Here is a 21330-nt window from a genome sequence, read left to right as displayed (position 1 = left end):
GGTCACCCCGTGTGGGGTGACCGCCCTCGGTGTCGCTGAGACGTGTCGCTGGGACGTGTCGCTGGGACGTGTCGCTGCGAGGTCAGGCGGGAAGGATGAGGCCCTTCGTGGCCTTGGCACGCTCGAGGCGGGCGGAGACGTCCTGCCAGTTGACGACGTTCCACCAGGCGTTGACGTAGTCGGCCTTGACGTTCTCGTACTGCAGGTAGAACGCGTGCTCCCACATGTCGAGCTGCAGCAGCGGGATCTGGCCGACGGGGATGTTGCCCTGCTGGTCGAACAGCTGCATGATGTGCGGCCGCTCGGCGAGCGTGTCCCACGCGAGGATCGACCAGCCGGAGCCCTGGATGGCGTTGGCGTTGGCGTTGAAGTGCGCCTGGAACTTCTCGAACCCATCGAAGTACTCGGTGATGGCCGCGTCGACCTCACCCTCGGGACGGCCGCCACCGTCGGGGCTCATGTTCTTCCAGAAGACGGAGTGGTTCGTGTGCCCGCCGAGGTGGAAGGCGAGGTTCTTCTCGACGCCGTTGAGAGCGGCGTAGTCGCCCGACTCGCGCAGCTCCTCGAGCTTGGCGACCGCGGCGTTGGCGCCGTCGACGTAGGCCTTGTGGTGCTTGCTGTGGTGCAGCTCCATGATGCGCGCGCTGATGTGGGGCTCGAGGGCTGCGTAGTCGTAGTCGAGATCGGGAAGCGTGTAAGCCACTTGTCGTTCCTTTCTGGAGACCATCCGGCTCCGACCACTCTATGCCGCGGTCAAGCGGCGTCTACAGGGTGTCCGGGGCGCGGGGTGCGGGGTCAGGTGCCCGCCTACCCAACCCTCTGACCTCAACCCGACTTGAGGTCAAGCCGGCCCTCTCAGAGAGTCTCAGGGGCGCGAGAGGAACGCCTCGAGGGTCTCGACGACGAGCCGGTGGTCCTCGCGCTGGGGCAGGCCGGAGACGGCGACGGTGCCGACACAGCCGACGCCGCGGACGATGACCGGGAACGCCCCACCGTGGGCCGCGTAGGCGGCGGGGTCGAGCCGTGAGCTCTCCTCGAAGCTCTTGCCCGCGGTCCGGAACTCCTCGCCGACCCGGAGGGACGCGCGGCCGTAGCGGTCGACGACGGCGCTCTTGCGCTCGAGCCAGCCGTCGTTGTCGGCCGACGCCCCGGGCAGCGCGGCGTGGAAGAGCCGCTGGCCGTTGCGGCGGATCGAGATCGCCACGGGATGCCCGGCGGAACGGGCGGCCTCGCGCAGCGCGACCCCGAGCTCCCAGGCGGTGTCGTCGTCGAAGCGGTCGAAGACGAGGCGGGACTCCTGGGCGGCCAGCTCGTCGAGCGTCAGGTGATCGGTCACCCGCCGATTGTCCACCCCGTGCGAAGTCGGCACGTCAGGGCAGGCGTCAGGCCGACCGAGCAGGTCGCGAATGTCATCGGCCGGTTCTGGCGGATGCGGTGCGCCGGGTCGATGGCCTGCGACACAATCACGTCGTGCTGGACGTCAGGCTTCTCGGGCCCGTACGCCTGCTCCGCGACGGCCACCCGGTGTCCCTCGGCGGGGCGAAACAACGAGCCGTCCTGGCCCTCCTCGCCCTGGAGGCCCCGCGCGCCGTCTCCCTGGACTCGATCGTCGACGGCATCTGGGGGGACGCGCCCCCGACAACCGCTCGTAACGCGGTCCAGGTCTACGTCTCGGGTCTGCGCCGGGCCCTGGCCGGCGACGACGCACGCATAGAACGGTCGGGCGAGACCTACCGCCTCGTCGGTCCCGGCGTGCGCACCGACCTCGGCCTCTTCACCGAGCAGGTCGCCGCGGGGCGTTCGGCACTGCGATCGATGGCGCCGCAGCGCGCTGCCGACCTCCTCGACGCCGCCCTGGGCTCGTGGGACGGGCTCCCCTTCGGCGGTCTGGAGGGCCTGCCGCTGCACGCCCGGGCCCGCCGCCTTGTCGAGGACGCCCGTGCGACCACCCAAGCCGAGCTCGTGGACGCTCTCCTTCGCATCGCGCGCCCCGGCGACGCGGCGGCCGTCGCGCGCGACCTCGTCTCAGAGCGACCCCTCGACGAGCACGGATGGGCACTGCTCGCCACGGCGCAGTACCACTCCGGTCAGCAGGGCGACGCCCTCGCGACCTGTCGTCGGCTGCGCGCGCTGCTCGCCGAGGAGCTCGGCGTCGATCCGTCTCCCATGATCGTCGAGCTCGAGGCCACCATCCTCGCCCAGGCGCTCGCGCCGCCGTGGCTCGCGGCGGACACCACTGGCGGGCTCGACAAGGCGAGCGAGGGAGCTGCCGCACCGACGCGAACCACCCTGCCTGCCCTGCCGCTCGTCGCGCTCGCCAGGGATCTGGCCGGCCACGTCGCGAGCTACACCGGCGAGTCGGAGGTCGCCCTCGAGGCCACGCTGGCGGGGATCACCGACGCCCGACGGGCGGGTGACCGCTTCGACCTCGTCAACCTGCTCGCGAGCGCCGCCGAGAGCCTCGTCGAGCTCGGCCGCGGCGTCGAGGCGGTCGACATCACCGACGAGGCGTTCGAGCTGACGCGCGGACTCGACGTGGGACCGGTCGTCGCCCACGTGCTCATGATGCGTGGCCTGGCCCTGACCCAGGTCGAACGTGTCCGGGAGGCACGCGGCTGCCTCATCGAGGCGCTGCGCATCTCGCAGGACCGCTACCCCGACCGTCTCATCGTCGGCGCGATCCTCACGACGCTCGCCGTGGCTGCTGCCACCGAGGGCGACGACGTCGGGGCGGCACGGCTGTGGGGGTCCGGCGACGCCGTCTTCGCCGACGAGGGCGCCGTCCCGGCGAGCCGCGCAGGTGCCTTCCTGAAATCGTCGCTCGAGGCGGTGTCGGGCCGGCTCGGCGCGGAGCGGACCGCAACACTGCAGGCCATCGGCGCCGCCGACCCCGACGACGTCGTGGCCCGTCTCCTCGGTGCCGCCTGAGGACAGACAGCAGATCGGGCCCGCCCCTGACGCGGACCCGATCAGCTCCCTCCGGCGGATCAGTACATCTTCATGCAGGTCTGCCACACGCCACCGGCCACGTTGTTGTAGGCGACGTAGAAGTAGCGGTCGGCGCGGTGGGCGACCCAGCCGAGCGGCGTCGCGCCACCGGGAGCCCACCACTCAATGCGGTAGTCGACTACATAGCTGCCGCGCCAGTCGGGGCTGTACATGGCCGCGCCGCTGAAGGCCGCAGGGCGGTTGTCGTACGCATAGGACCACCCGCTCCATCCCGTGCGGTTCAGCACGGCGCCCGTGCGGGCGTCGACGAAGTAGACGGCGTAGCGGACGTAGGCGCCGTCGTTCCCGGCGCCGGCGCGGTAGTTGCGTGCGTAGACGGTGGGGGCCGGCGCTGTCATCTGCAGAACCCCGGTGGTGCCCCAGATCTTGTGGCGGCAGTCGATCTGCGGGGCCGCGTACGACCCGACGTAGCCGCCACTGGCGTAGGTGGCGGCGCTGGCGGGCGACACGACGCAGAGGACGGTTGACACGGCGAGGGACAGCACGGCGAGCAGGCGGCGCGCGGTCCGGGTCTTCGATGAGGACATGAGGTGCTCCTGGCGGCTTGGGCAGTGGTCGTGCTGACAAGGACCACGGTGCGCCCTGGCGCTGAAGCATTCCTTAAGCCCTCACCTGAGCCTCACGCGAGGCCGAGCAGGTCGCGCACGTCGTCGGCCGTGATGGCGCCGGAGAGCGACCCGCCCTCGTCGACGACCCGCTGGAAGAGGTCGCGCTTGCGCTCCTGGAGCGCCACGACCTTCTCCTCGATGGTGTCGGCGGAGACGAGGCGGTAGACGGTGACCGGACGGTTCTGGCCGATGCGGTGCGCCCGGTCGATGGCCTGCGCCTCGGCGGCGGGGTTCCACCAGGGGTCGAGGACGTAAACGTAGTCGGCCTCCGTGAGCGTCAGGCCGAAGCCACCGGCCTTGAGGCTGATGAGGAATGCCGTCGCGTCGCCCTCGCGGAATCCCCGCACGACGGACTGCCGGTCGGTCGTCGACCCGTCGAGGTAGGCCGTGTCGATGCCCGCGCGCGTCAGCGCGGCCTCGACGATGCGCAGGAAGCCGGTGAACTGGCTGAAGACGAGCGCGCGGTGGCCCTCGGCGGCGAGCTCGCGCAGCTGGTCGACGAGGAACTCGATCTTGGCCGCGGTCGCCTTGCCGGCATGGACCTCGTCGACGAGCACGGGGTCGAGGGCGAGCTGCCGCAGCCGCGTCAGGGCCGCGAGGATCGCGACGCGGTTGGCCTCGGGGTCGTCGAGCAGGCCGAGCACCCGCTGCCGCTCGCGCTGCAGGTGCTGGTCGTAGATGTGCCGGTGGACGGGGTGGGGATCGAGCCCGACGACCTGAATCTGCTTGGGCGGCAGGTCGATCGCGACCTGCTCCTTGGTGCGGCGGAGCATGATCGGCCGGATGCGGCGGCGGAGCAGGTCGAGCAGCTCGGGCCGCTCGCCCGACTCGATGGGCCTGCGATAGTTCTTCGTGAAGACGTCGGGCCGCGGGTAGAGGCCCGGCGCGGTGAGCGAGAGCAGCGACCAGAGGTCCATGAGGGAGTTCTCGAGCGGCGTGCCGGTCACGGCGATGGTGAAGGGCGCTCCGAGCCGGCGGGCCGCGACGTGGGTCTTGGCCTGACGGTTCTTGACGAACTGCGCCTCGTCGAGCACGACGCCACCCCACCGGACGGCTTGGAACGCGGCGTCGTCGAGGCGCAGGACGGCATACGAGGTGATGACGACCTCGGCGTCGGCGACCACGTCGGACAAGGGGATTCCGCGTTTGCGTTCGGTCGCGGTGACGGACCTGACCTCGAGGTGCGGGGCGAACGTCTCGAGCTCGCCGAGCCACGTGCCGACGACGCTCGTCGGAGCGACGACGAGCACCGGGCCACGAGCCTCCGGACCACGGCTGCCGAGCTCTCCCCGGTCGTGCGCACGGGCCAGGGTCGCGATCACCTGGAGCGTCTTGCCCAGGCCCATGTCGTCGGCGAGGATGCCGCCGATGCCGGCGTCCCAGAGGCGGGCGAGCCAGCGGTAGCCCTCGAGCTGGTAGGGCCGCAGGGTGGCGCGGAGGGCGGGCGGCGGGTCGGCGAGCGGTCCCGACTCGAGCGAACCCAGCGCCTCGACGTTGGCGGCCCAGCGGGCGCTCTGCTCGTCGACGACCCCGAGCGCGACGAGCTCGTCCCAGAGGTCGGCGTGGTGGGCGCTGAGGCGCAGACCTCCGGTCTCGGGGTCGGCGATGTCGCGCGCCTCGGCGATGAGGTCGCGCAGCCGGAGCAGCTCGGGTCGGTCGAGCCGGAAGAACGACCCCGAGTCGAGGAGCATGATGTCGTCGCCGCGGGCGATGGCGGCGAAGAGCGGCTCGAACGGCACCTCCTCGCCGTCGACCTCGACGGTGACCCGCAGGTCGAACCAGTCGCCGGGCTCGGTGTCCTCGCGCCGCTCGCCCGTGCCGAGCCGCACGACCGGTGCCGAGGTGACCTCCTCGTAGGCGGGCAGGTCGCCGTCGACCTCGAGCGTGACGTGCTCGTCGGACTCGAGGGCGGGGAGGGTGGCGCCGACGAACCGGGCCGCCCGCAGGCCCGTGAGCACGACCCGGGGGACGAGGTAGGGCTGGCCGCCGAGGTCGGAGCGCAGCGCACCGGGCACCTCGCGCAGTGATTGGGCGGCGCGCACGGCCGCCGCCTCGGCGTCACGGTCGCGCCCGCCGACGGTGCCGAACCGCGCCGTGGTGAAGGGCCGCGGCGTGCCGTCGTAGGCGTGGCCGAGGTCGAGGCGCACCTCGCCGGGCACGTCGCTGACGACCCGGACGTGCACGGTCACCTGCTCGGGCTCGACGTCCGCCTGCGCCTCGGGGGCGGGCAGCGGCACCTCGGAGCGGACCCGGACGCGCTGGCGCAGGCCCGGCACGACGGACCGCAGGAAGCGGGCGCGTTCGTCGACGGGTACACGTAGCCCGGCGAGCGCCGTGACGAGCCCGTCAGGCCCGAGGTCGAGGTCCTGCTCGAGGGGGGCGAACGTGAGCGACCCGTCGTCGCCCTCGACCGCCACCGCGTGCACGGGATCGCCGAGGAAGAGGAGCTCTCCGAGCGCCTCCGGCGGCATCCCGTCGATGACGACGGCGAGGTCGAGGTCGCCGGAGCCGTCGGCGGCGCGACGCACGTGGAGCACGAGAGCCGCCGCGTCGTCGGCGATGTGGACGGGGCCGGTGACGCCCTCGCCGGGCAGCACCTCGATGCCGGCCGCGCGCGCCTCGCGCAGCAGGGGCCACACCTCGGGGCTCGCGTCGAGCGAGAGGGGCGGTGTCGCGGAGAAGTACGTCGTGCCACCCGAGCCGTGCCGGGCGACGTCGTGGAGGCGGCCCATGATCCGCTCGTGCTCGGGCAGGAACCGGATGCCGGCCCTCCACTGCGGCAGGGCGTCGTGCCACGAGAGCGTGCGGTGCCACATACCGGCGCGCGTCCATCGCGTGGGCCTCAGCCCGTAGCTGAGCTCGGGCACTCCACGACGGCCGCGCTGGTCGCGGTAGACGGTGTCGACGAAGAGCCCGGCCGGCATGAGATCGCCGCGCGGCTCGGGACGCTGTGGCACCTGCGTGGGCTCTGGTGCGCGCGACCGGATGTGGCCGAACACCTCGGACCACAGGACGCTCGTGGCAGCCGGGGCCTGGAGGTCCACGGCCATGGCGGGCTCCCCCGACTCCCCTGCCGAGCCGCCTGCCGAGTCGCCTACCGCCGGCCCCACGACCTTGCCGCGGGCCACGTCACGAGCCGTGAGCATCAGGGCGACGACGTGCTTGCAGTCGCTGCCGACGGGGCAGCTGCACCGACCGCTCCACAGGTGCGAGCGGCCCTTCGGGTGCGGGCGCGCCTCGATGAACGTCTGGTAGGTCTCGCTGCCGCTGCCCTCGATGGTGCCGAGCAGCATCATCCCGTCGGGTCGGGTCGCGAGGGAACGGACCCGGCGTTCGGCCGCATACGCCTGGCCCCGGTCGAAGGTGCGCGAGCCGACCTGCTGCGCGATGTCGGGGTCGGTGACGTCACCGACCCACGTCGCCCGACCCACGCTCCACGCCACCTCAGCACTCTACGTTCGGTCGCCGACACCGTCCCCCGTCCTCCACAGGCCCCACCCACCGGCACTCGGGCAGGATGGCGACATGCCCAGCACGCCCGACCCGCGCACCCTGACGCTCGCGGCCTTCCCGATCCACCGACCGGTGAGCACGCGGTGGTCCGACAACGACATGTACGGCCACCTCAACAACGCCGTCTACTACGAGCTGTTCGACTCCGCGATCAACGGCTGGCAGGCCGAGCACGTGACGATCGACCCGATGACCGACACGACGCAGGGCGTCGTCGCCGAGTCGTCGTGCGCGTTCTATGCGGAGGTCGCCTTCCCGGCTCCACTCGTGGTGGGGCTGCGCGTGGTGCGCCTCGGGCGCAGCAGCGTCACCTACCAGCTCGGGCTCTTCGTCGACCCGGAACGGGCCGCGGCACCCGACCCGGCGATCAAGGCCCTCGGCCACTGGGTGCACGTCGAGATCGAGGCGGCGACCCGGCGCCCCACGCCGATCCCGGACCAGCTGCGCCGCCTCATGCAGACGGCGGTGGTGGAGGTCCCGGCGTGACCGCCGGCCCGCTCGACGAGACCTGGGAGGCGTGGACGGCCCGCATCGCCGCCGACCTCGCCGCACTCACCGAGCAGGACTGGCTGACCTTCTCCGTGCACGTGCCGTCCCGGGCCTCGAGCACGTATGCCGCAGAGCGGGCTCCCCGAGGATGGCGCCGTGGGCGTGCCCGACCCTCGCACGCGGCGCCCGTGCCCGACGTCTTTCTCCAGGTGCAGCGCCTGGAGGGGCTGCTCGCGCTCGAGTGCATCGGCGACACCGAGTTCGAGGGGCTGACCGACCTGACGACGGCGCAGCAGTCGGCGCTCGCCGACCTCGGGTGGGAGCGCGACAGCCGGGAGCCGGAGTTCAGCCGGACGTTCGCCGGGCACGAGCCGGTCGCGGCGGCAGGGCTGCTGCGGGCGAGCCTCGGGGGCGTGCTGGGGGCGGGTTCCCCGGCCGACGTGGACGTGCGGAGACCTCCTCGCGGCTAGTGCCTCAGGGCCCGCCAGTCTCGCCCCGCGCTGAGTTGGCGCTGCGCCCTTACGGTCTGGGGGCAGGGGTCAGCGGCCGTGGGCGACTCGGCTGGCGGCGCGCTTCATCACTGCCGTGTAGGCAGGACGTGCGAACCGCTTTGCGCGCCAGACGATGTGCCCGTCGCGGTCGGTGAGGATCACATCGCGGCGGGCGTCGATGCCGCGCACGACGACGGCCGCGACCTCGTCGGCGGTGCGCCTCGACCCGCTCACCATCTTCTTGCCGGCGTCCTCCATCTCGGTGTCGGCGCCCTGGAACGACGCGCCGAGGTTGGTCCGGAAGAAGGACGGGCACACGACTGAGACGTCGATGCCGTGCGGTGCCAGCTCGTGCGACAGGGTCTCGCTGAGGGCGACGACCCCGGCCTTGACCGTGTTGTACGCGGCCATGCCGGGCGCGTGGACGAGCCCGGCCAGCGAGGCGGTGTTGACGATGTGTCCGCGGCCCTGCTCCTTGAGCAGCGGCGTGAAGGTACGGCAGCCACGAACGACACCGAGCAGGTTGATGTCGACGATCCAGTGCCACTCGTCCATCGTCGCGACGTCGATGCGGCCGCCCGCGGCGACGCCGGCGTTGTTGACGAGCAGGTCGAGCCCACCCCAGGTCTCCCGCACGTGGGCCAGGGCCGCCGCCCATGCGTCGTCGCTGCGTACGTCGAGGGGCAGGTACGCGGCTGCCGGGGGCACGAGGTCGGGCCGCTCGTCCAGCACGTCCGTCGCGAGCACGTGGTCGCCGCGCCCGACGAACGCGCGCACGAGCGCGAGACCGAGACCGGACGCGGCGCCGGTGACGAGGACGCGGCGGGGGGACGTGGGCGCGTGTCGGGTGCGGGACGGCATACGGCCCAACCTACGACTGGCGGACGGTGAGCGTGACCTTGCCCCGGGCGCGACGCTCGTCGATCTCGGTGAGGGCGGCGACGACGTCGTCCAGCGGGTGGCGCGAGCCGACCGGGGGCCTCAGGGCGCCGCTCTCGAGGAGTGGGCGAAGGGCCTGCCACTGCGCCCGCAGGTAGCTGGGGTCGGGCATCCAGAACGCGCCCCAGCCGACGCCGACGACGCTGATGTTGCCCAGCAGGAGGCGGTTGACCTTGACCTCGGGGATCTGCCCGGCGGTGAAACCGATGACGAGGAGCCTGCCCTCGGGCGCGAGGCTGCGCAGACTGTCGGTGAAGCGGTCCCCACCGACAGGGTCGACGACGACGTCGACGCCACGACCACCCGTGAGCTCCTTTGCCCGGGCGAGGAACTCGTCGGCGAGGACGACGTGGTGGGCACCGGCCTCGCGCGCCGTCTCGGCCTTGTCGTCGGACGAGACGACGGCGATGACGCGCGCGTCCATGGCCCGCGCCAGCTGGATCGCGGCCGTGCCGATACCGCCCGCCGCACCGTGGACGAGGACGACCTCGCCGCGGTCGAGCTGGCCGCGACGAGTCAGGGCGAAGTGGACGGTGAGGTAGTTCATCGGGAGGGCCGCGCCCGCCTCGAACGACACGGCGTCCGGCAGGGGGAAGAGCATCGGCTCGGGCACCGAGACGGTCTCAGCGAAGGCGCCGAGCACCGGGAAGGCCGCGACGCGGTCACCGGGGCTGAAGGCGCTGTCGGGCCCGGCTTCGCGGACGACGCCGGCGCATTCGGCACCCGGGACGAACGGCAGGTCGGGGCGCATCTGGTAGAGCCCCTTGCTCATGAGGACGTCGGGAAAGCTGACACCCGCCTCGTGGACGTCGACGAGGACGTGGCCGGGCTCGAGGCTCGGCTCGGGCAGGTCGTCGACGCTGACTGCCTCTGGCCCGTCGAGGGCGGTGACTCGTGCGGCGCGCATCAGGCTCCTCGGGGGGAGTGGGTCGTGTCGTCGTGGGCCACGTCCCGACGCTAACCCACCTAGGCTAGCGAGGGTGACGCCGCCCGGGACCGACCCCGCCCCGCCGCTGACGCGACTGCCCGACGGGACGATCAAGCAGGTCAACCCTTTCACCGGGACGAAGGTGTGGACGCTTCCGGGCCGCGGCGCCCGGCCCCTCGGCCTCGACCGGCCGGCGCCACAGCCCCTCGACCCCTCCGAACGCGACCGGCACTGCGCCTTCTGCGTCGGCCGCATGGTCGAGACGACGCCTGAGATCGCGCGGGTCGTGCGCGACGGCCCCTCGTGGCAGGAGGTGCGCGGCCTGCTCGCCGACCAGCTCGACGACTCGGTCCCGCAGTTCCGGCTCTTCACGAACCTCTTCGAGATCCTCAGCTACGACTACTGGCACCTCACCCACGGCTACGAGCCGACACCCGAGTCGCGGGCGCACCGGACGGCATACCTCTCGACCCCCGCCGGGCGTGAGCACGTCGCCGCGCTCGCCCGCATCCGCATGCGGGCAGGCGGCACGTCGGGAGCCGATGCGGGGCCCCTGACCGAGGGCGACCTCGAGCGCGAGGCGGTGGCGCTCTTCGCCGGCAACCACCAGGTCGTCGCCGCCCGACGCCACTACGCCGACGGGGCGACGAACGACTCGCAGCACGCATTCTCCGGCACGCTGACACCCGAGGAGCATTGGCAGTACACGCGATTCACGATTGCTGCGGTGCGTGACCTCTACCGCGACAACCCCTACGCGCGGTACGTGTCGGTCTTCCAGAACTGGATGCGTTCGGCCGGGGCGTCGTTCGACCACCTGCACAAGCAGCTCGTCGCGATCGACGAGCCCGGCGCCGAGCTCGAACGTGAGGTGGAGCGGGTCCGGTCCCAACCTGACTTCTTCGCGCGGTGGGGACGGGAGTACGCCGACGCGCAGGGCCTGGTCATCGCACGGACGCCGACGGCGGTCGCCTTCGCCGGCGTCGGGCACCGATACCCGTCGGTGGAGGTGCACACGAGCGCCACGTCACGGCGACCCTGGGAGCTCGACGACGACGAGGTGCGCGACTTCTCAGACCTGCTCCACGCCTGTCACGCAGCGACAGGATCCGACGTGCCGACCAACGAGGAGTGGCACCACTGCCCACCGCCGCTCGACCTGCCGGTGCCGCTGCGGGCGGTCGTCAAGTGGCGCGTGTCGACGTTGGGTGGGTTCGAGGGCGCCACGAGGATCTACGTCACGACGATGGACCCGTGGACGGTGCGTGAGCGGACCGTCACCCGGCTGCGCGGGCTCGCCGACCGTGGGGTCGTGTCGGGCCGCATCACCGTCGACTGACGTACGACCCGCCGATGTGCGCGGCGGCCGATTCGACGCTCTCCGTGGGATGCCCGTGCCACTCTTGAGACAGTCAGGAGGGACTGCCCATGGCTGCACGGACCTATCTCGACTTCGACGTCGTCCTCACGAGGCGCGGCGACGCCCTCGACGTGCGCGTGCTGCGCTCGCCCGCGGGAGAGACGGGATCGGTGGCGTCCCACTGGCCCGCGATCGCCGCCCAGTGGAGTCCGGGCCGGCGTGGGCCGCAGGACCGCAGGCTCTCCCCCGCGGCCGACCCGGCAACGCGCGTGGCCGTCGACGACGCCCGGGCGGGCGCGGCGATCTTCGCGGCCCTGATGCCCGACTCCGTGCTCGTGCGCTTCCGCGAGAGCGCGTCGCGTGCAGCAGAGGCCGGGGCCGGGCTCCGGCTCATGCTGCGCTTCGAGGGAGGTGCCGACGCCCTCCCATGGGAGCTGCTCCACGATCCCGAGACACACACCTTCCTCGGGCTGGACCCCAGGACGCCGGTCGTGCGCCGTACCGAGACGGCCACGCGTGAGCCGGCATCGGGCACGGACGAACGCGTACGCGTCCTCGTCGCCGTCTCGTCGCCGGTCGGCACCGCCCCGTTGGACGCCGAGCGCGAGCGGGAGTCCATCGCCGAACGTTTGGCGCCCCTCGCCCCCGGCGGCGCGGTGACCATCGACGTCCTCGAAGACGCCTCGCTCGACGGCATTCGCGCCGCGCTGGAGGCCGCCGAGACGCACGTCTTCCACTACATCGGACACGGCACCCTCGACCGCAACGGTCGGACCGCGCTCGCCCTGACCGACTCGCAGGGGCAGCTGTCCCTGCGGACGGTCGACGAGCTTGCCGACGTCCTGGCCTCGGCGGGCACGCTCCGTCTCGTCGTCCTCAACTCGTGCCACGGCTCCCCCGCAGACCCCACGGACCCGTTCGCCGGGGCGGGCACCACACTGGTCCGGGCCGGCATCCCCGCCGTCGTGGCGATGCGCACCACCATCACCGACGACGGTGCCATCACCTTCGCTCGCGGGTTCTACGAGAGCCTCGCGGCCGCCGAACCCGTGGAGCACGCGGTCTCCCGAGCGCGCGCCACGATGGCCGCCGCGGACTCGGAGGTCGCGGGCGAGTGGCCCGTCGTCGCCCTCCACCTGTCGTCGTCCGTGGCCGCGGGACTGCATCCGGGTCCGCTCCCCCGCCTCGACGAGGACGTCGAGTTCACCGTGGCCCGTCCTCCAGGTCTGCGCGCCGAGCGGTGGGAGACGATGCTCGTGCTGGCCCACCACGGCATGGTCTTCATCGCGGCCGACGGAAGCACGATCGACCAACCAACACAGGTGCGCCAGCGGGTCGCCGGGTTCTTCGGGTCCGAGCCCGTCACGACCAGCTCCCAGCCCTCGAGCCTGGGCCTGCCCCGGGGTGCTGAGCTCGTCGTCGTGCCCGACCTGCCCGACCACGTCGACTGCGACCCGCCCACGGCACCGCTGCGCTGGTCGGGAGAGGTCGCCGAGGTGAGGTTCCTGCTGCGCGCCAGGTCCGCGGCCCTCGGAACCACGGTCGAGGGCTGGCTGCGCGTGTTCTGCGGCCCTCTCGTCATCGCCGAGACAGCGCTCACGCTCGAGGTCGTGGCCGACACGTGGTCTGGGCCAGCCGATGCCGAGCCGACCCGTGCTGCCGCGATGGTGCGCTACCGGCGCATCTTCCCGTGCTTCGCACCCGAGGACGCTGCGGTCGTCGAGGGCGTGGCCGCGGTGGCGGAGGCGCTCGGGGACGACTACCTCGACCGCGTCCTCCAGGCTGAGCGCGGCGACGCCCCCAAAGGCTGGCTCCTGCCCCTCATCGCCGACGCCGACGTCTTCCAGCTCTTCTGGTCGCGGCACTCGATGGTCTCGTCCGCGTGCAGGCAGCAGTGGGAGCACGCGGTGGCGACCGGCCGCGACGGTTTCGTGCTGCCGCTCTACTGGGAGCAACCGTTCCCGCGCGCCGAGGGCCTGCCACCACCGGCCCTGGAGACGTTGCGCTTCGCCCTGCTCCCCTCGAGCCTCGCAGCCGCCCCACCCGTGCCGCCGCCGGTCGCGACGGACGTGACGGGATCCATGCCTCCCGTGCCGCCCGCGCCTCAGTTGCCACGCCCGCAGCCAGTCGAAGCAGCGCCGCCGCCGGGCACTATGCCGACGGACGCAGCGCCGCCGCCCACGTCTGGGCGTCGGACTGCGACGCCGGGCCGGCTCGGCGCTGCCAGCCTCGTCAGCGCACTGTTGGCGGCCGGGTTCATCGCCATCGGCTGGGGCCCTGGCATCGTCCCGGGCACCCGCGGCTCGGTCTTCGACATCATCGGCCTGACCCTCGTCGGGGTGGCGGTCGTGCTGGCCGGGCTCGCCGTCTCGGCACGGGTCAGACGCAGGCGTTGACCTCGGGCCCCGACATCGACACCGGGTCGCTCAGCGGGAGAAGGCCATTTCCTCGGTGACGTCGCCGCGCAGCATGTCGCGGCGGTCGAGCAGGTAGTTCTGCCGCATCAGCCAGGGCGCCCCGTCGCCCTGCCGCGGCAGCTCGGCCGCGGCACGCCGCACGTAGCCCGACCCGAGGGGCAGCAGGGGCCTGCCAGCCATCCCGGACGGGGCACGCGGCACCGCGATGCGCCAGCCGTGCGCTTCCATGTGCGCGAGCAGCCGGCAGACGTACCGGCTCGCCAGATCGGCCCGCAGCGTCCACGACGCGTTGACGTAGCCGACACACGCGGCGAGGTTCGGCACGTCGGCGAACATCGTCCCGCGGTAGACGGTGAGCGCACCGGTCGGCCGCGTCTGCCCGTCAACGGTGATCGCGATGCCGCCGGCGATCTTGATCCGCAGCCCCGTCGCCGTCACGACGACGTCGGCCGGTAGCTCCACGCCGGACTGCAGCCGTAGGCCGTGTGGCGTGAGCTCCTCGATGGTGTCCGTGACGACGTCGGCCCGGCCGTTGCGCACCGCCTCGAAGAGGTCGCCGTCGGGCACGACGCACAGTCGCTGGTCCCACGGGTCGTACGTCGGCGTGAAGTGGTCCTCGACGAGGTCGGTGGACCCCAACGAGCGAGCAGCGCCCTTGGACAGCAACGCCTTCGCTACGGCGGGCCGCCGTCGGCTCAGCTCGTAGAAGGCCATCGTCATGAGGACGTTCTTGTAGCGCGACACGACTCCGCTCGCCCGGGTCGGCAGGACCCGCTGGACCAGGTCGCGCACCCGGTCGCGGCGCGGCAGGGCCGTGACCCAGGTCGGGGTGCGCTGCAGCATCGTCACCTCGGCGCCGAGCTCGGCGAGCGCGGGCACGAGCGTCATGGCGGTGGCGCCGGAGCCGATGACGACGACCCGGCGGCCCTCGACGGCGAGGTCGTCGGGCCAGAACTGCGGGTGCACGACCTCCCCCTCGAACGCCGAGATCCCCGGCAGCTCAGGGTCGTGCGGCCGGTCGTAGTCGTAGTAACCGCTGCACAGGTAGAGGAAGCCGCACGTGAGCTGCCGCCGCGCACCGGCGTGCTCCACCGTGACCGTCCATCGGGCATCGGCCGTGGACCATGAGGCCTCAACCACCTTGTGCCCCAAGCGGATCCGCTCAGCCAGGCCGTGCTTGTGCGCCGTCGACCGCAGGTACTCGAGGATCGTCGACCCGTCGGCGATGGCGTCGGGGTGGGTCCACGGCTCGAACGGGAAGCCGAGGGTCATCATGTCGGAGTCGGACCGCACGCCCGGGTATCGGAAGAGGTCCCACGTGCCGCCGACCGAGTCCCGCGCCTCGAGAACCGCCCAGGACCGGCCGGGCAGCATCGTCTGCAACCGGTAGGCGGCGCCGATGCCGGACAGTCCCGCGCCGACGACGAGGACGTCCAGGTGCTCGATCTCGCTCACCCCGACATTGTGACTCATGCCGCGCCGACGCTACCCGACGGTAACCAAGCCGCTACCCTCGACGTCGTGACGGCATACCCCCACCTGCTCCAGCCGCTCGACCTCGGCTTCACCACGCTGCGCAACCGCGTCGTCATGGGTTCGATGCACACCGGGCTCGAGGACCGGGCCAAGGACTTCGACCGCCTGGCCGCCTACTACGCCGAACGCGCCCGCGGCGGTGTGGGGCTCATCGTGACGGGCGGCTTCGCCCCCACCCTGACCGGCTCGCTCTACCCCGGAGGCTCCGTCCTCGTCACGAGCCGGCAGGCCCGCCGCCACCGGGTCGTCACGAGTGCCGTGCACCGCGAAGGCGGGAAGATCGCCCTTCAGATCCTGCACGCGGGCCGCTACGCCTACCACCCGCTCGCCGTGTCGGCGTCCGCGACGAAGTCCCCGATCTCCCGTTTCGCGGCCCGCGCCCTCTCCGCGCGCGGCGTCCGCAGCACCATCGCGGCGTACGCGCGGTGCGCGCGGCTCGCCCGCGAGGCCGGCTACGACGGCGTCGAGATCATGGGCTCCGAGGGGTACCTCATCAACCAGTTCCTCGCGCCACGCACGAACCACCGCACCGACGAGTGGGGCGGCTCCCCCGAGAACCGCCGCCGCCTGCCCGTCGAGGTCGTCCGCGCCGTCCGCGATGCCGCGGGCCCGGACTTCGTCATCGTCTACCGCCTCTCGATGCTCGATCTCGTGCCGGACGGCCAGTCATGGGATGAGATCGTCTCTCTCGCAAAGGAGGTCGAGGCGGCGGGCGCCACGATCATCAACACCGGCATCGGCTGGCACGAGGCCCGCGTGCCCACGATCGTCACGTCCGTGCCCCGCGGGGCCTTCACCCGCGTCACCGCCAAGCTGCGCCCAGAGGTGGCGGTGCCCGTCGTCACGAGCAACCGCATCTCGATGCCCGACCTCGCCGAGCGGGTCGTCGCCGACGGCACCGCCGACCTCGTCTCGATGGCCCGCCCGTTCCTCGCCGACCCCGACTGGGTGGCCAAGGCAGAAGGAGACCGTGCCGACGAGATCAACACGTGCATCGCCTGCAACCAGGCCTGCCTCGACCACACCTTTGCGAAGAAGACGGCGACCTGCCTGGTCAACCCGCGGGCCGTCCGCGAGACCACCCTCGTGCTCGCGCCGAGCCGCCGCACCAAGCACGTGGCGGTGGTCGGCGCCGGACCGGCCGGACTCGCCACCGCCGTCGCCCTGACCCAGCGCGGTCACCGGGTCGAGCTCTTCGAGGCATCCGACGACATCGGAGGCCAGTTCGCCATCGCGATGCGCATCCCGGGCAAGGAGGAGTTCGCCGAGACGATCCGCTACTTCCGTCGACAGCTCGAGCTCACCGGGGTCAAGGTGCACCTCGGGCGCCGCGCCGAGGTCGACGACCTCATCGACTTCGACGAGGTCGTCGTCGCCACCGGCGTCGAGCCCCGCGTGCCCGACCTCCCCGGTGTCGACCACCCGTCGGTCATCACGTATGCCGCCGCCGTCCGGGACGGGGCTCCCGTCGGTCCGCGCGTGGCCGTGATGGGCGCGGGCGGCATCGGTGTGGACGTGTCCGAGTTCCTCACGCACACCGAGTCACCGCTCACCGTCGACGAGTGGATGGCCGAGTGGGGAGTCGGCGCTCCTGACGGCGCACGTGGCGGACTCGCCGAACCGACGCCCACGCCGTCGCCCCGCGAGGTCCACCTCCTCCAGCGGAAGCCGACATCGATCGGCAAGGGCCTCGGGAAGACCACCGGGTGGGTGCATCGAGCAGCCTTGAAAGCCAAGGGAGTCCACCACCACGTGGGCGTCAACTACGAGCGCATCGACGACGAGGGGCTCCACATCACCCACGGCGAGGAGCGCACGGACCCCCAGGTCATCGCCGTCGACACCATCGTCCTCTGCACCGGGCAGGAGTCCGTCAACACGCTCACGCCGGCGCTCGAGGCGCTCGGCGTCCCGGTGCACGTGATCGGCGGCGCAGACGTCGCAGCCGAGCTCGACGCCAAGCGCGCGATCCGTCAGGGCACCGAGCTGGCCGCGCGCATCTGACGCGCGCGACTCGATGTTCAGCCCGTGGCGCCGCCTGGGGCCGCGGCCGCGTCGAGCAGGAAGGTGGCCATCGGGCCCTTGCTCTTGACGAGGATCGTTCCGCGAGGTCGGACGGCGAACCCGGGCCCGAGCGCGGCCGCGACGCGCTCGGTCAGCTGGATCTCGCCCGGTAGGCCATGGGACTCCATCCGGCTGGCGGTGTTCACCGTGTCGCCCCAGAGGTCGTAGATGAACTTTCGCCGACCGATGACGCCCGCGACGGCGGGTCCGGTGTCGATGCCGATGCGCACGGCCAGCCACTCACAGCCCGGCTCCCGGGCGATGGCCTCGATCTCCCGGCGCATGGCGAGCGCCACCCGCGCGACCGCCTCCAGATGGTCGGGTCGCCGCTCCGGCAGGCCCCCGGCGACCATGTACGCGTCGCCGATCGTCTTGATCTTCTCGACGCCTTCCGCATCGGCCTGCCGGTCGAAGGCGGTGAAGATGCGGTCGAGCAGCGCGACGAGCTGGTCAGCCGGCATGACCTGCGTCCGCTCGGTGAAACCGACCAGGTCCGCGAAGAGGACCGTCACGGCGTCGTAGTGCTCGGCGATGACACCCGCCTCCCGCTTGAGCCGTTGGGCGATGGGCCCGGGCAGGACGTTGAGCAGCAGGCGCTCGGAGCGCTCCTGCTCGGCCTCGAGGGCGATGCGCGCCCGCTCGCGCTGCTCCACGAAGTAGCCGAGCATGGCGTAGGCGCTGACCGTCACACCCATGACGTTGAGCACGAAGAACGTGATGACGAACCCGGTCGGCAGCGCCGCCGGGTGCTCGGACAGCCGTGGGTCGAGCAGGGCGAGCGTCACGAGTGCAGCGAAGAACGCCACGAGCCACCCCACCGAGCGCCGCACGCCGAGCAGCGCGAGCGCAGCGAGCGGCACGAAGATCGCCCACAGCACCATCCCGCTCGAGGCGATGAAGCCGCCGAGCGACGCCTGGAGCAGCGAAGGCAGGACGAGGAACGCCACGAGCTGCGTCGTGCGGAACACCGCGAAGCGCCGGGTGCGCGAGAGGACGACCAGCCCCACGACGGTCGTCACCTGGTACGTGCCCGGCATGGCGGCAGACAGGGGATGGCCGTAGGCGAGGTACGTGCCGACCCAGATGAACGAGATCAGCGCGATGAGCACGGACGCGAAGATCAGCATCCCCTGGCGCAGACCCTCGTCCTGGGAACGTCCGGGCCGGGCCCCGATCTCGGCCAGACGCTCGACGATGCGGACGACAGCCCCTCTGAGACCGGTCCGAGGAAGGGTGAGCACGTCGGATGCGCCCATGTCGCGATGCTACGGCGGGGTCACGGGACAACCGCCTCAATCGGGTTGGTTGCCCGCGGGCTCACGCCCGCCGGAGGTGTCGTGCCACCCGAAGACTCCAGACGGGAAGGAGCACGTACGCCCCGAGCCACGCGCTGGCCTGCGCGAGGTACGAGTGCCACTGCGCGTCCGCGATGTCGTCCACGCCCGCCAGGACGCCCGGCAGTGCGAGCACTCCGCCGGCCAGGAGCCAACCGACGACTCGGCCGAGCCGCTCCGGGCCGGTGCCGAGCAGCCCGACAGCCCCGGATGCCCGGTGGGCGAGCAGCATCCACCCGCCGAGGCTCGCCAGACCCAGCGTCGAGACCAGTCCTGCCAGGTAGAAGCCGGTGGTCTCGGTGATGACGAGATAGCTTCCCCACGTCAGGCCGACCGCCCCGGCCGCGGCGGCCAGCACCGCGCCGTCGGCCTGCCGGCCTTCGTGGTCGGCCCCCCGCACCAGCGCCGCCAGTACGAGCGCCAGCCAGCCGATCCCTGCGTTGGCGAGGTCGTTGACCGTCCCGAAGGGTCCGTGGACGACGTAGAGGAGGACGAGGCACACGAGCGCGAGCAGTGCTGTGCCGCCCAGCGCCAGCGCCGCGAGACGGATCTCTCCCGCAGCATCACGGCTCGTGGGCGAGGCCGCGGCACCGTGGGTCGCGGACGGCATACGTCGTCTGTGGATCACATTGCGTGACATGGGAACTCCTGTCATTCGGGCTGGTTGCCCGCCAGCCCGTTGATGGTGAACGGCGTGGTGACGCCGTCGTACACGACGTGGGCGACGAGCCCCTCGACGGCGTGCGACAGGGTGTGGCAGTGGTCGCTCCAGATGCCGGGGTTGTCGGCGACGAAGGCGATCTCGTAGGCCTCACCCGGGCGGACGTCGAGGGAGTCCACCCACCACGGGCTCCCTTGCGCGGCAGTTGAGTCGCGTGACAGGACGACGACGTGGTGGCCGTGCAGGTGCATCGGGTGGACCTCGTCGGACTGGTTGACGACGCGCATCCGGACGACCTCTCCCTCACGCACGTGGAACATCGGAACATCGGGGAACATCCGCCCGTTGACCGTCCAGTACATCCCCGGTCGGCCGTCGACGAGCCCGGGCCGCCGGCCGATGACGTACTCGAAGCGGCGGTCGGGCCGCGACGGGTCGAGGCCGAGGGGGCCCGGGGAGCCGTACGCGAGCAGGTCGAGCTGGTCGCGCGGCTGACCCACCGGCGCCGGCGGCACAGCGCCCGCCGGACCGACGACGACGCTGCGTGCGCCTCCCACGTGGACCCGCGCTGCCCTCCCGTCCGCAGGTGTGGTGACCTCGACGTCGAGGCGCCCACCGGCCGGCACGAGGACGGTGCGCCCGGTGACGTCGGTCGGCCCGACGACGTCGCGCCCGTCGGTCGCGACGACGCGATACGGCACCGACGACCAGACGGCCGCCGTGCCCTGGTCGGTGTTGACGACCCGGATTCGGGTGCGTGAGCCCGGGGCCGCGGTCACCCGCTGGTCCTCGGCACGCCCGTTCAGGGTGTGCTGGCCGGCGTAGACGTGGAGGAGCGCGACGAGGTCGGTGACGCCGGGCTCGCGCCCGCGCGCCGGGTCGACGACGAGCGGGCCGAGGAGCCCCTTCTCGACCTGCTCGTGCGACAGCTGGTGCGAGTGGTACCAGTACGTCCCGGCGTCCTCGGCGACGAACCGGTAGACGTGGCGACCACCGGCAGGCACGGCATCCTGGGTGATGCCCGCGACGCCGTCGGCGGCGTTGGGCACGTCGACGCCGTGCCAGTGGAGGGTCGCGCCCTCGGTCACGGACTCGTTGACGAACGTGACCTCGACGAGCTGGCCCTGCCGGGCCCGGATCTCCGGCCCGGGCGACGTGCCGTTGACCGTGTAGCCGTCCGTGACCCGGCCGCCAGGGACGGCGACGGTGCCACGTCGAGCCACGAGCTCCACGCGTACGTCGGCCGGACGCGCCGGGTCCGCGGTCAGCGACGTCACGCTGACCGCGCCCGCACCCACCCCGCCTCCGGGCGCGGCCGCGCCGTGCGCCGCGTGCTCGCCCATGTCCATGACGGAGTACTCACCGAGCCGGCTCGACGCCCAGCCGAAGGCAGCGAGCCCGAGTGCCCCGGCCAGACCTGTCGCGGCGGCGACGCGGCGGGCCAGGTCGTGCCGGCGCGGGTCAGACCGGGACACGGGTCAGACCGTGACGCGGGCGGTCGGGGACTCGTTCGTGGCCCGGTCGCCCCGGCGCACCAGCCGTGCCGCGTGGACAGCAGTGAGCAGTACCGCGAGGGCGTTCGCCCCGTGGAGCGCGCCGACGTAGGGCACGTCCCTGATCGAGTAGCCCGCCATGATCTGGAGGAAGACCAGGCCGAACAGGATGGCCGCCCACTTCCTGGCGCCGGGCACCTTGACGAAGAAGGAGATGGCAAGGAGGACGAGAGCGACGAGCGGGACGACCATCCCGCCGACGATCTCGTGCGTCGGGAAGCCGAGCTCGCCCGTGAAGTTGGACGCGGTCCCGCTCTCGACGAGAGCCTTGTCGACGACGCCGCCGCCCTGCACGTAGCCGGCCATTCCCCCGAAGCCGAACGCGATGGAGGCCGCCTGGACGAACACGCAGCCGGCGATGGTCCAGGCGAGCCAGGTGTAGGTCTTGCGCATCGGAGGGTCCTTTCGCGGATGCCGGATGAGATGAC

General features: G+C 72.2%; 17 protein-coding genes. 6 read left to right on the top strand and 11 right to left on the bottom strand.

Features of this window, described 5'->3' with window-relative positions; genetic code table 11:
• Positions 1-82 precede the first annotated feature (82 nt).
• Both H9I49_RS05885 and H9I49_RS05880 read right to left on the bottom strand, forming a co-directional pair.
• Complete coding sequence (locus tag H9I49_RS05885) at positions 83-727, bottom strand: superoxide dismutase (RefSeq protein ID WP_188029333.1); 645 nt, start codon at positions 725-727, stop codon at positions 83-85.
• Positions 728-865: 138 nt separating this feature from the next.
• On the bottom strand, positions 866-1336 hold the full coding sequence (locus H9I49_RS05880; protein WP_188029332.1) for a heme-degrading domain-containing protein: 471 nt from the start codon (positions 1334-1336) through the stop codon (positions 866-868).
• A 134-nt stretch (positions 1337-1470) separates the two neighbouring features.
• On the opposite strand from H9I49_RS05880, the gene H9I49_RS05875 reads away from it, so the two are divergent.
• Positions 1471-2928: an AfsR/SARP family transcriptional regulator gene (locus H9I49_RS05875; protein ID WP_188029331.1), complete on the top strand. Its 1458-nt coding sequence runs from the start codon at positions 1471-1473 to the stop codon at positions 2926-2928.
• A 59-nt stretch (positions 2929-2987) separates the two neighbouring features.
• Here H9I49_RS05875 and H9I49_RS05870 read toward each other — a convergent pair whose 3' ends face one another.
• Together H9I49_RS05870 and H9I49_RS05865 are read right to left on the bottom strand one after the other, a co-directional pair.
• Positions 2988-3536, bottom strand: coding sequence for a hypothetical protein (locus H9I49_RS05870; RefSeq protein ID WP_188029330.1), 549 nt, complete (start codon positions 3534-3536; stop codon positions 2988-2990).
• A 92-nt stretch (positions 3537-3628) separates the two neighbouring features.
• Entirely contained in the window at positions 3629-7060 is a 3432-nt protein-coding gene (locus H9I49_RS05865) for a DEAD/DEAH box helicase (RefSeq protein ID WP_188029329.1), read from the bottom strand.
• A gap of 82 nt (positions 7061-7142) precedes the next feature.
• On the opposite strand from H9I49_RS05865, the gene H9I49_RS05860 reads away from it, so the two are divergent.
• Positions 7143-7616 carry a thioesterase family protein gene (locus H9I49_RS05860; RefSeq protein ID WP_188029328.1) on the top strand — a complete coding sequence of 158 codons (474 nt, stop codon included), beginning with the start codon at positions 7143-7145 and terminating at the stop codon, positions 7614-7616.
• Complete coding sequence (locus H9I49_RS05855; protein WP_188029327.1) at positions 7613-8089, top strand: hypothetical protein; 477 nt, start codon at positions 7613-7615, stop codon at positions 8087-8089. Before H9I49_RS05860 ends, H9I49_RS05855 begins: the two co-directional genes overlap by 4 nt.
• 69 nt (positions 8090-8158) lie before the next feature.
• Here H9I49_RS05855 and H9I49_RS05850 read toward each other — a convergent pair whose 3' ends face one another.
• Positions 8159-8971 carry an SDR family NAD(P)-dependent oxidoreductase gene (locus H9I49_RS05850; RefSeq protein WP_188029326.1) on the bottom strand — a complete coding sequence of 271 codons (813 nt, stop codon included), beginning with the start codon at positions 8969-8971 and terminating at the stop codon, positions 8159-8161.
• Between the two features lie 10 nt (positions 8972-8981).
• The gene (locus tag H9I49_RS05845; protein WP_188029325.1) at positions 8982-9956 is read right to left on the bottom strand and encodes an NADPH:quinone oxidoreductase family protein; all 975 of its coding nucleotides are present in this window, start codon (positions 9954-9956) and stop codon (positions 8982-8984) included.
• Positions 9957-10029: 73 nt separating this feature from the next.
• Between H9I49_RS05845 and H9I49_RS05840 the strand changes: the two genes are divergently transcribed.
• Positions 10030-11316 carry a DUF4921 family protein gene (locus H9I49_RS05840; RefSeq protein WP_188029324.1) on the top strand — a complete coding sequence of 429 codons (1287 nt, stop codon included), beginning with the start codon at positions 10030-10032 and terminating at the stop codon, positions 11314-11316.
• An 89-nt stretch (positions 11317-11405) separates the two neighbouring features.
• On the top strand, positions 11406-13733 hold the full coding sequence (locus tag H9I49_RS05835; protein WP_188029323.1) for a CHAT domain-containing protein: 2328 nt from the start codon (positions 11406-11408) through the stop codon (positions 13731-13733).
• A gap of 30 nt (positions 13734-13763) precedes the next feature.
• On the opposite strand, the gene H9I49_RS05830 is transcribed toward H9I49_RS05835, so the two are convergent.
• A complete protein-coding gene (locus H9I49_RS05830; protein ID WP_370587447.1) occupies positions 13764-15209 on the bottom strand; it encodes a flavin-containing monooxygenase in 1446 nt (481 codons plus the stop codon).
• 66 nt (positions 15210-15275) lie between these two features.
• On the opposite strand from H9I49_RS05830, the gene H9I49_RS05825 reads away from it, so the two are divergent.
• Positions 15276-17294: an NADPH-dependent 2,4-dienoyl-CoA reductase gene (locus H9I49_RS05825; protein WP_188029321.1), complete on the top strand. Its 2019-nt coding sequence runs from the start codon at positions 15276-15278 to the stop codon at positions 17292-17294.
• A 17-nt stretch (positions 17295-17311) separates the two neighbouring features.
• On the opposite strand, the gene H9I49_RS05820 is transcribed toward H9I49_RS05825, so the two are convergent.
• The 4 genes from H9I49_RS05820 to H9I49_RS05805 all read right to left on the bottom strand — a co-directional run bounded on the left by H9I49_RS05820 (position 17312) and on the right by H9I49_RS05805 (position 21295).
• Entirely contained in the window at positions 17312-18610 is a 1299-nt protein-coding gene (locus tag H9I49_RS05820; protein WP_188029320.1) for an adenylate/guanylate cyclase domain-containing protein, read from the bottom strand.
• Between the two features lie 61 nt (positions 18611-18671).
• Complete coding sequence (locus tag H9I49_RS05815; RefSeq protein WP_188029319.1) at positions 18672-19328, bottom strand: hypothetical protein; 657 nt, start codon at positions 19326-19328, stop codon at positions 18672-18674.
• An 11-nt stretch (positions 19329-19339) separates the two neighbouring features.
• A complete protein-coding gene (locus tag H9I49_RS05810; RefSeq protein ID WP_370587446.1) occupies positions 19340-20824 on the bottom strand; it encodes a multicopper oxidase family protein in 1485 nt (494 codons plus the stop codon).
• 3 nt (positions 20825-20827) lie between these two features.
• Positions 20828-21295: a DUF6220 domain-containing protein gene (locus H9I49_RS05805; RefSeq protein ID WP_188029318.1), complete on the bottom strand. Its 468-nt coding sequence runs from the start codon at positions 21293-21295 to the stop codon at positions 20828-20830.
• Positions 21296-21330 lie beyond the last annotated feature (35 nt).

Source organism: Terrabacter sp. MAHUQ-38 (assembly GCF_014518425.1).
In the GTDB taxonomy this organism is placed as follows: domain Bacteria; phylum Actinomycetota; class Actinomycetes; order Actinomycetales; family Dermatophilaceae; genus Terrabacter.
This window is presented reverse-complemented; position numbering and strand designations above follow the sequence as displayed.

Bases quoted from the DNA above. Each gene is read 5' to 3' on its own strand.
- H9I49_RS05815 (WP_188029319.1), bottom strand. From the start codon at position 19,328: ATGTCACGCAATGTGATCCACAGACGACGTATGCCGTCCGCGACCCAC.
- H9I49_RS05845 (WP_188029325.1), bottom strand. From the start codon at position 9,956: ATGCGCGCCGCACGAGTCACCGCCCTCGACGGGCCAGAGGCAGTCAGC.
- H9I49_RS05870 (WP_188029330.1), bottom strand. From the start codon at position 3,536: ATGTCCTCATCGAAGACCCGGACCGCGCGCCGCCTGCTCGCCGTGCTG.
- H9I49_RS05805 (WP_188029318.1), bottom strand. From the start codon at position 21,295: ATGCGCAAGACCTACACCTGGCTCGCCTGGACCATCGCCGGCTGCGTG.
- H9I49_RS05860 (WP_188029328.1), top strand. From the start codon at position 7,143: ATGCCCAGCACGCCCGACCCGCGCACCCTGACGCTCGCGGCCTTCCCG.
- H9I49_RS05835 (WP_188029323.1), top strand. From the start codon at position 11,406: ATGGCTGCACGGACCTATCTCGACTTCGACGTCGTCCTCACGAGGCGC.
- H9I49_RS05850 (WP_188029326.1), bottom strand. From the start codon at position 8,971: ATGCCGTCCCGCACCCGACACGCGCCCACGTCCCCCCGCCGCGTCCTC.
- H9I49_RS05820 (WP_188029320.1), bottom strand. From the start codon at position 18,610: ATGGGCGCATCCGACGTGCTCACCCTTCCTCGGACCGGTCTCAGAGGG.
- H9I49_RS05885 (WP_188029333.1), bottom strand. From the start codon at position 727: ATGGTCTCCAGAAAGGAACGACAAGTGGCTTACACGCTTCCCGATCTC.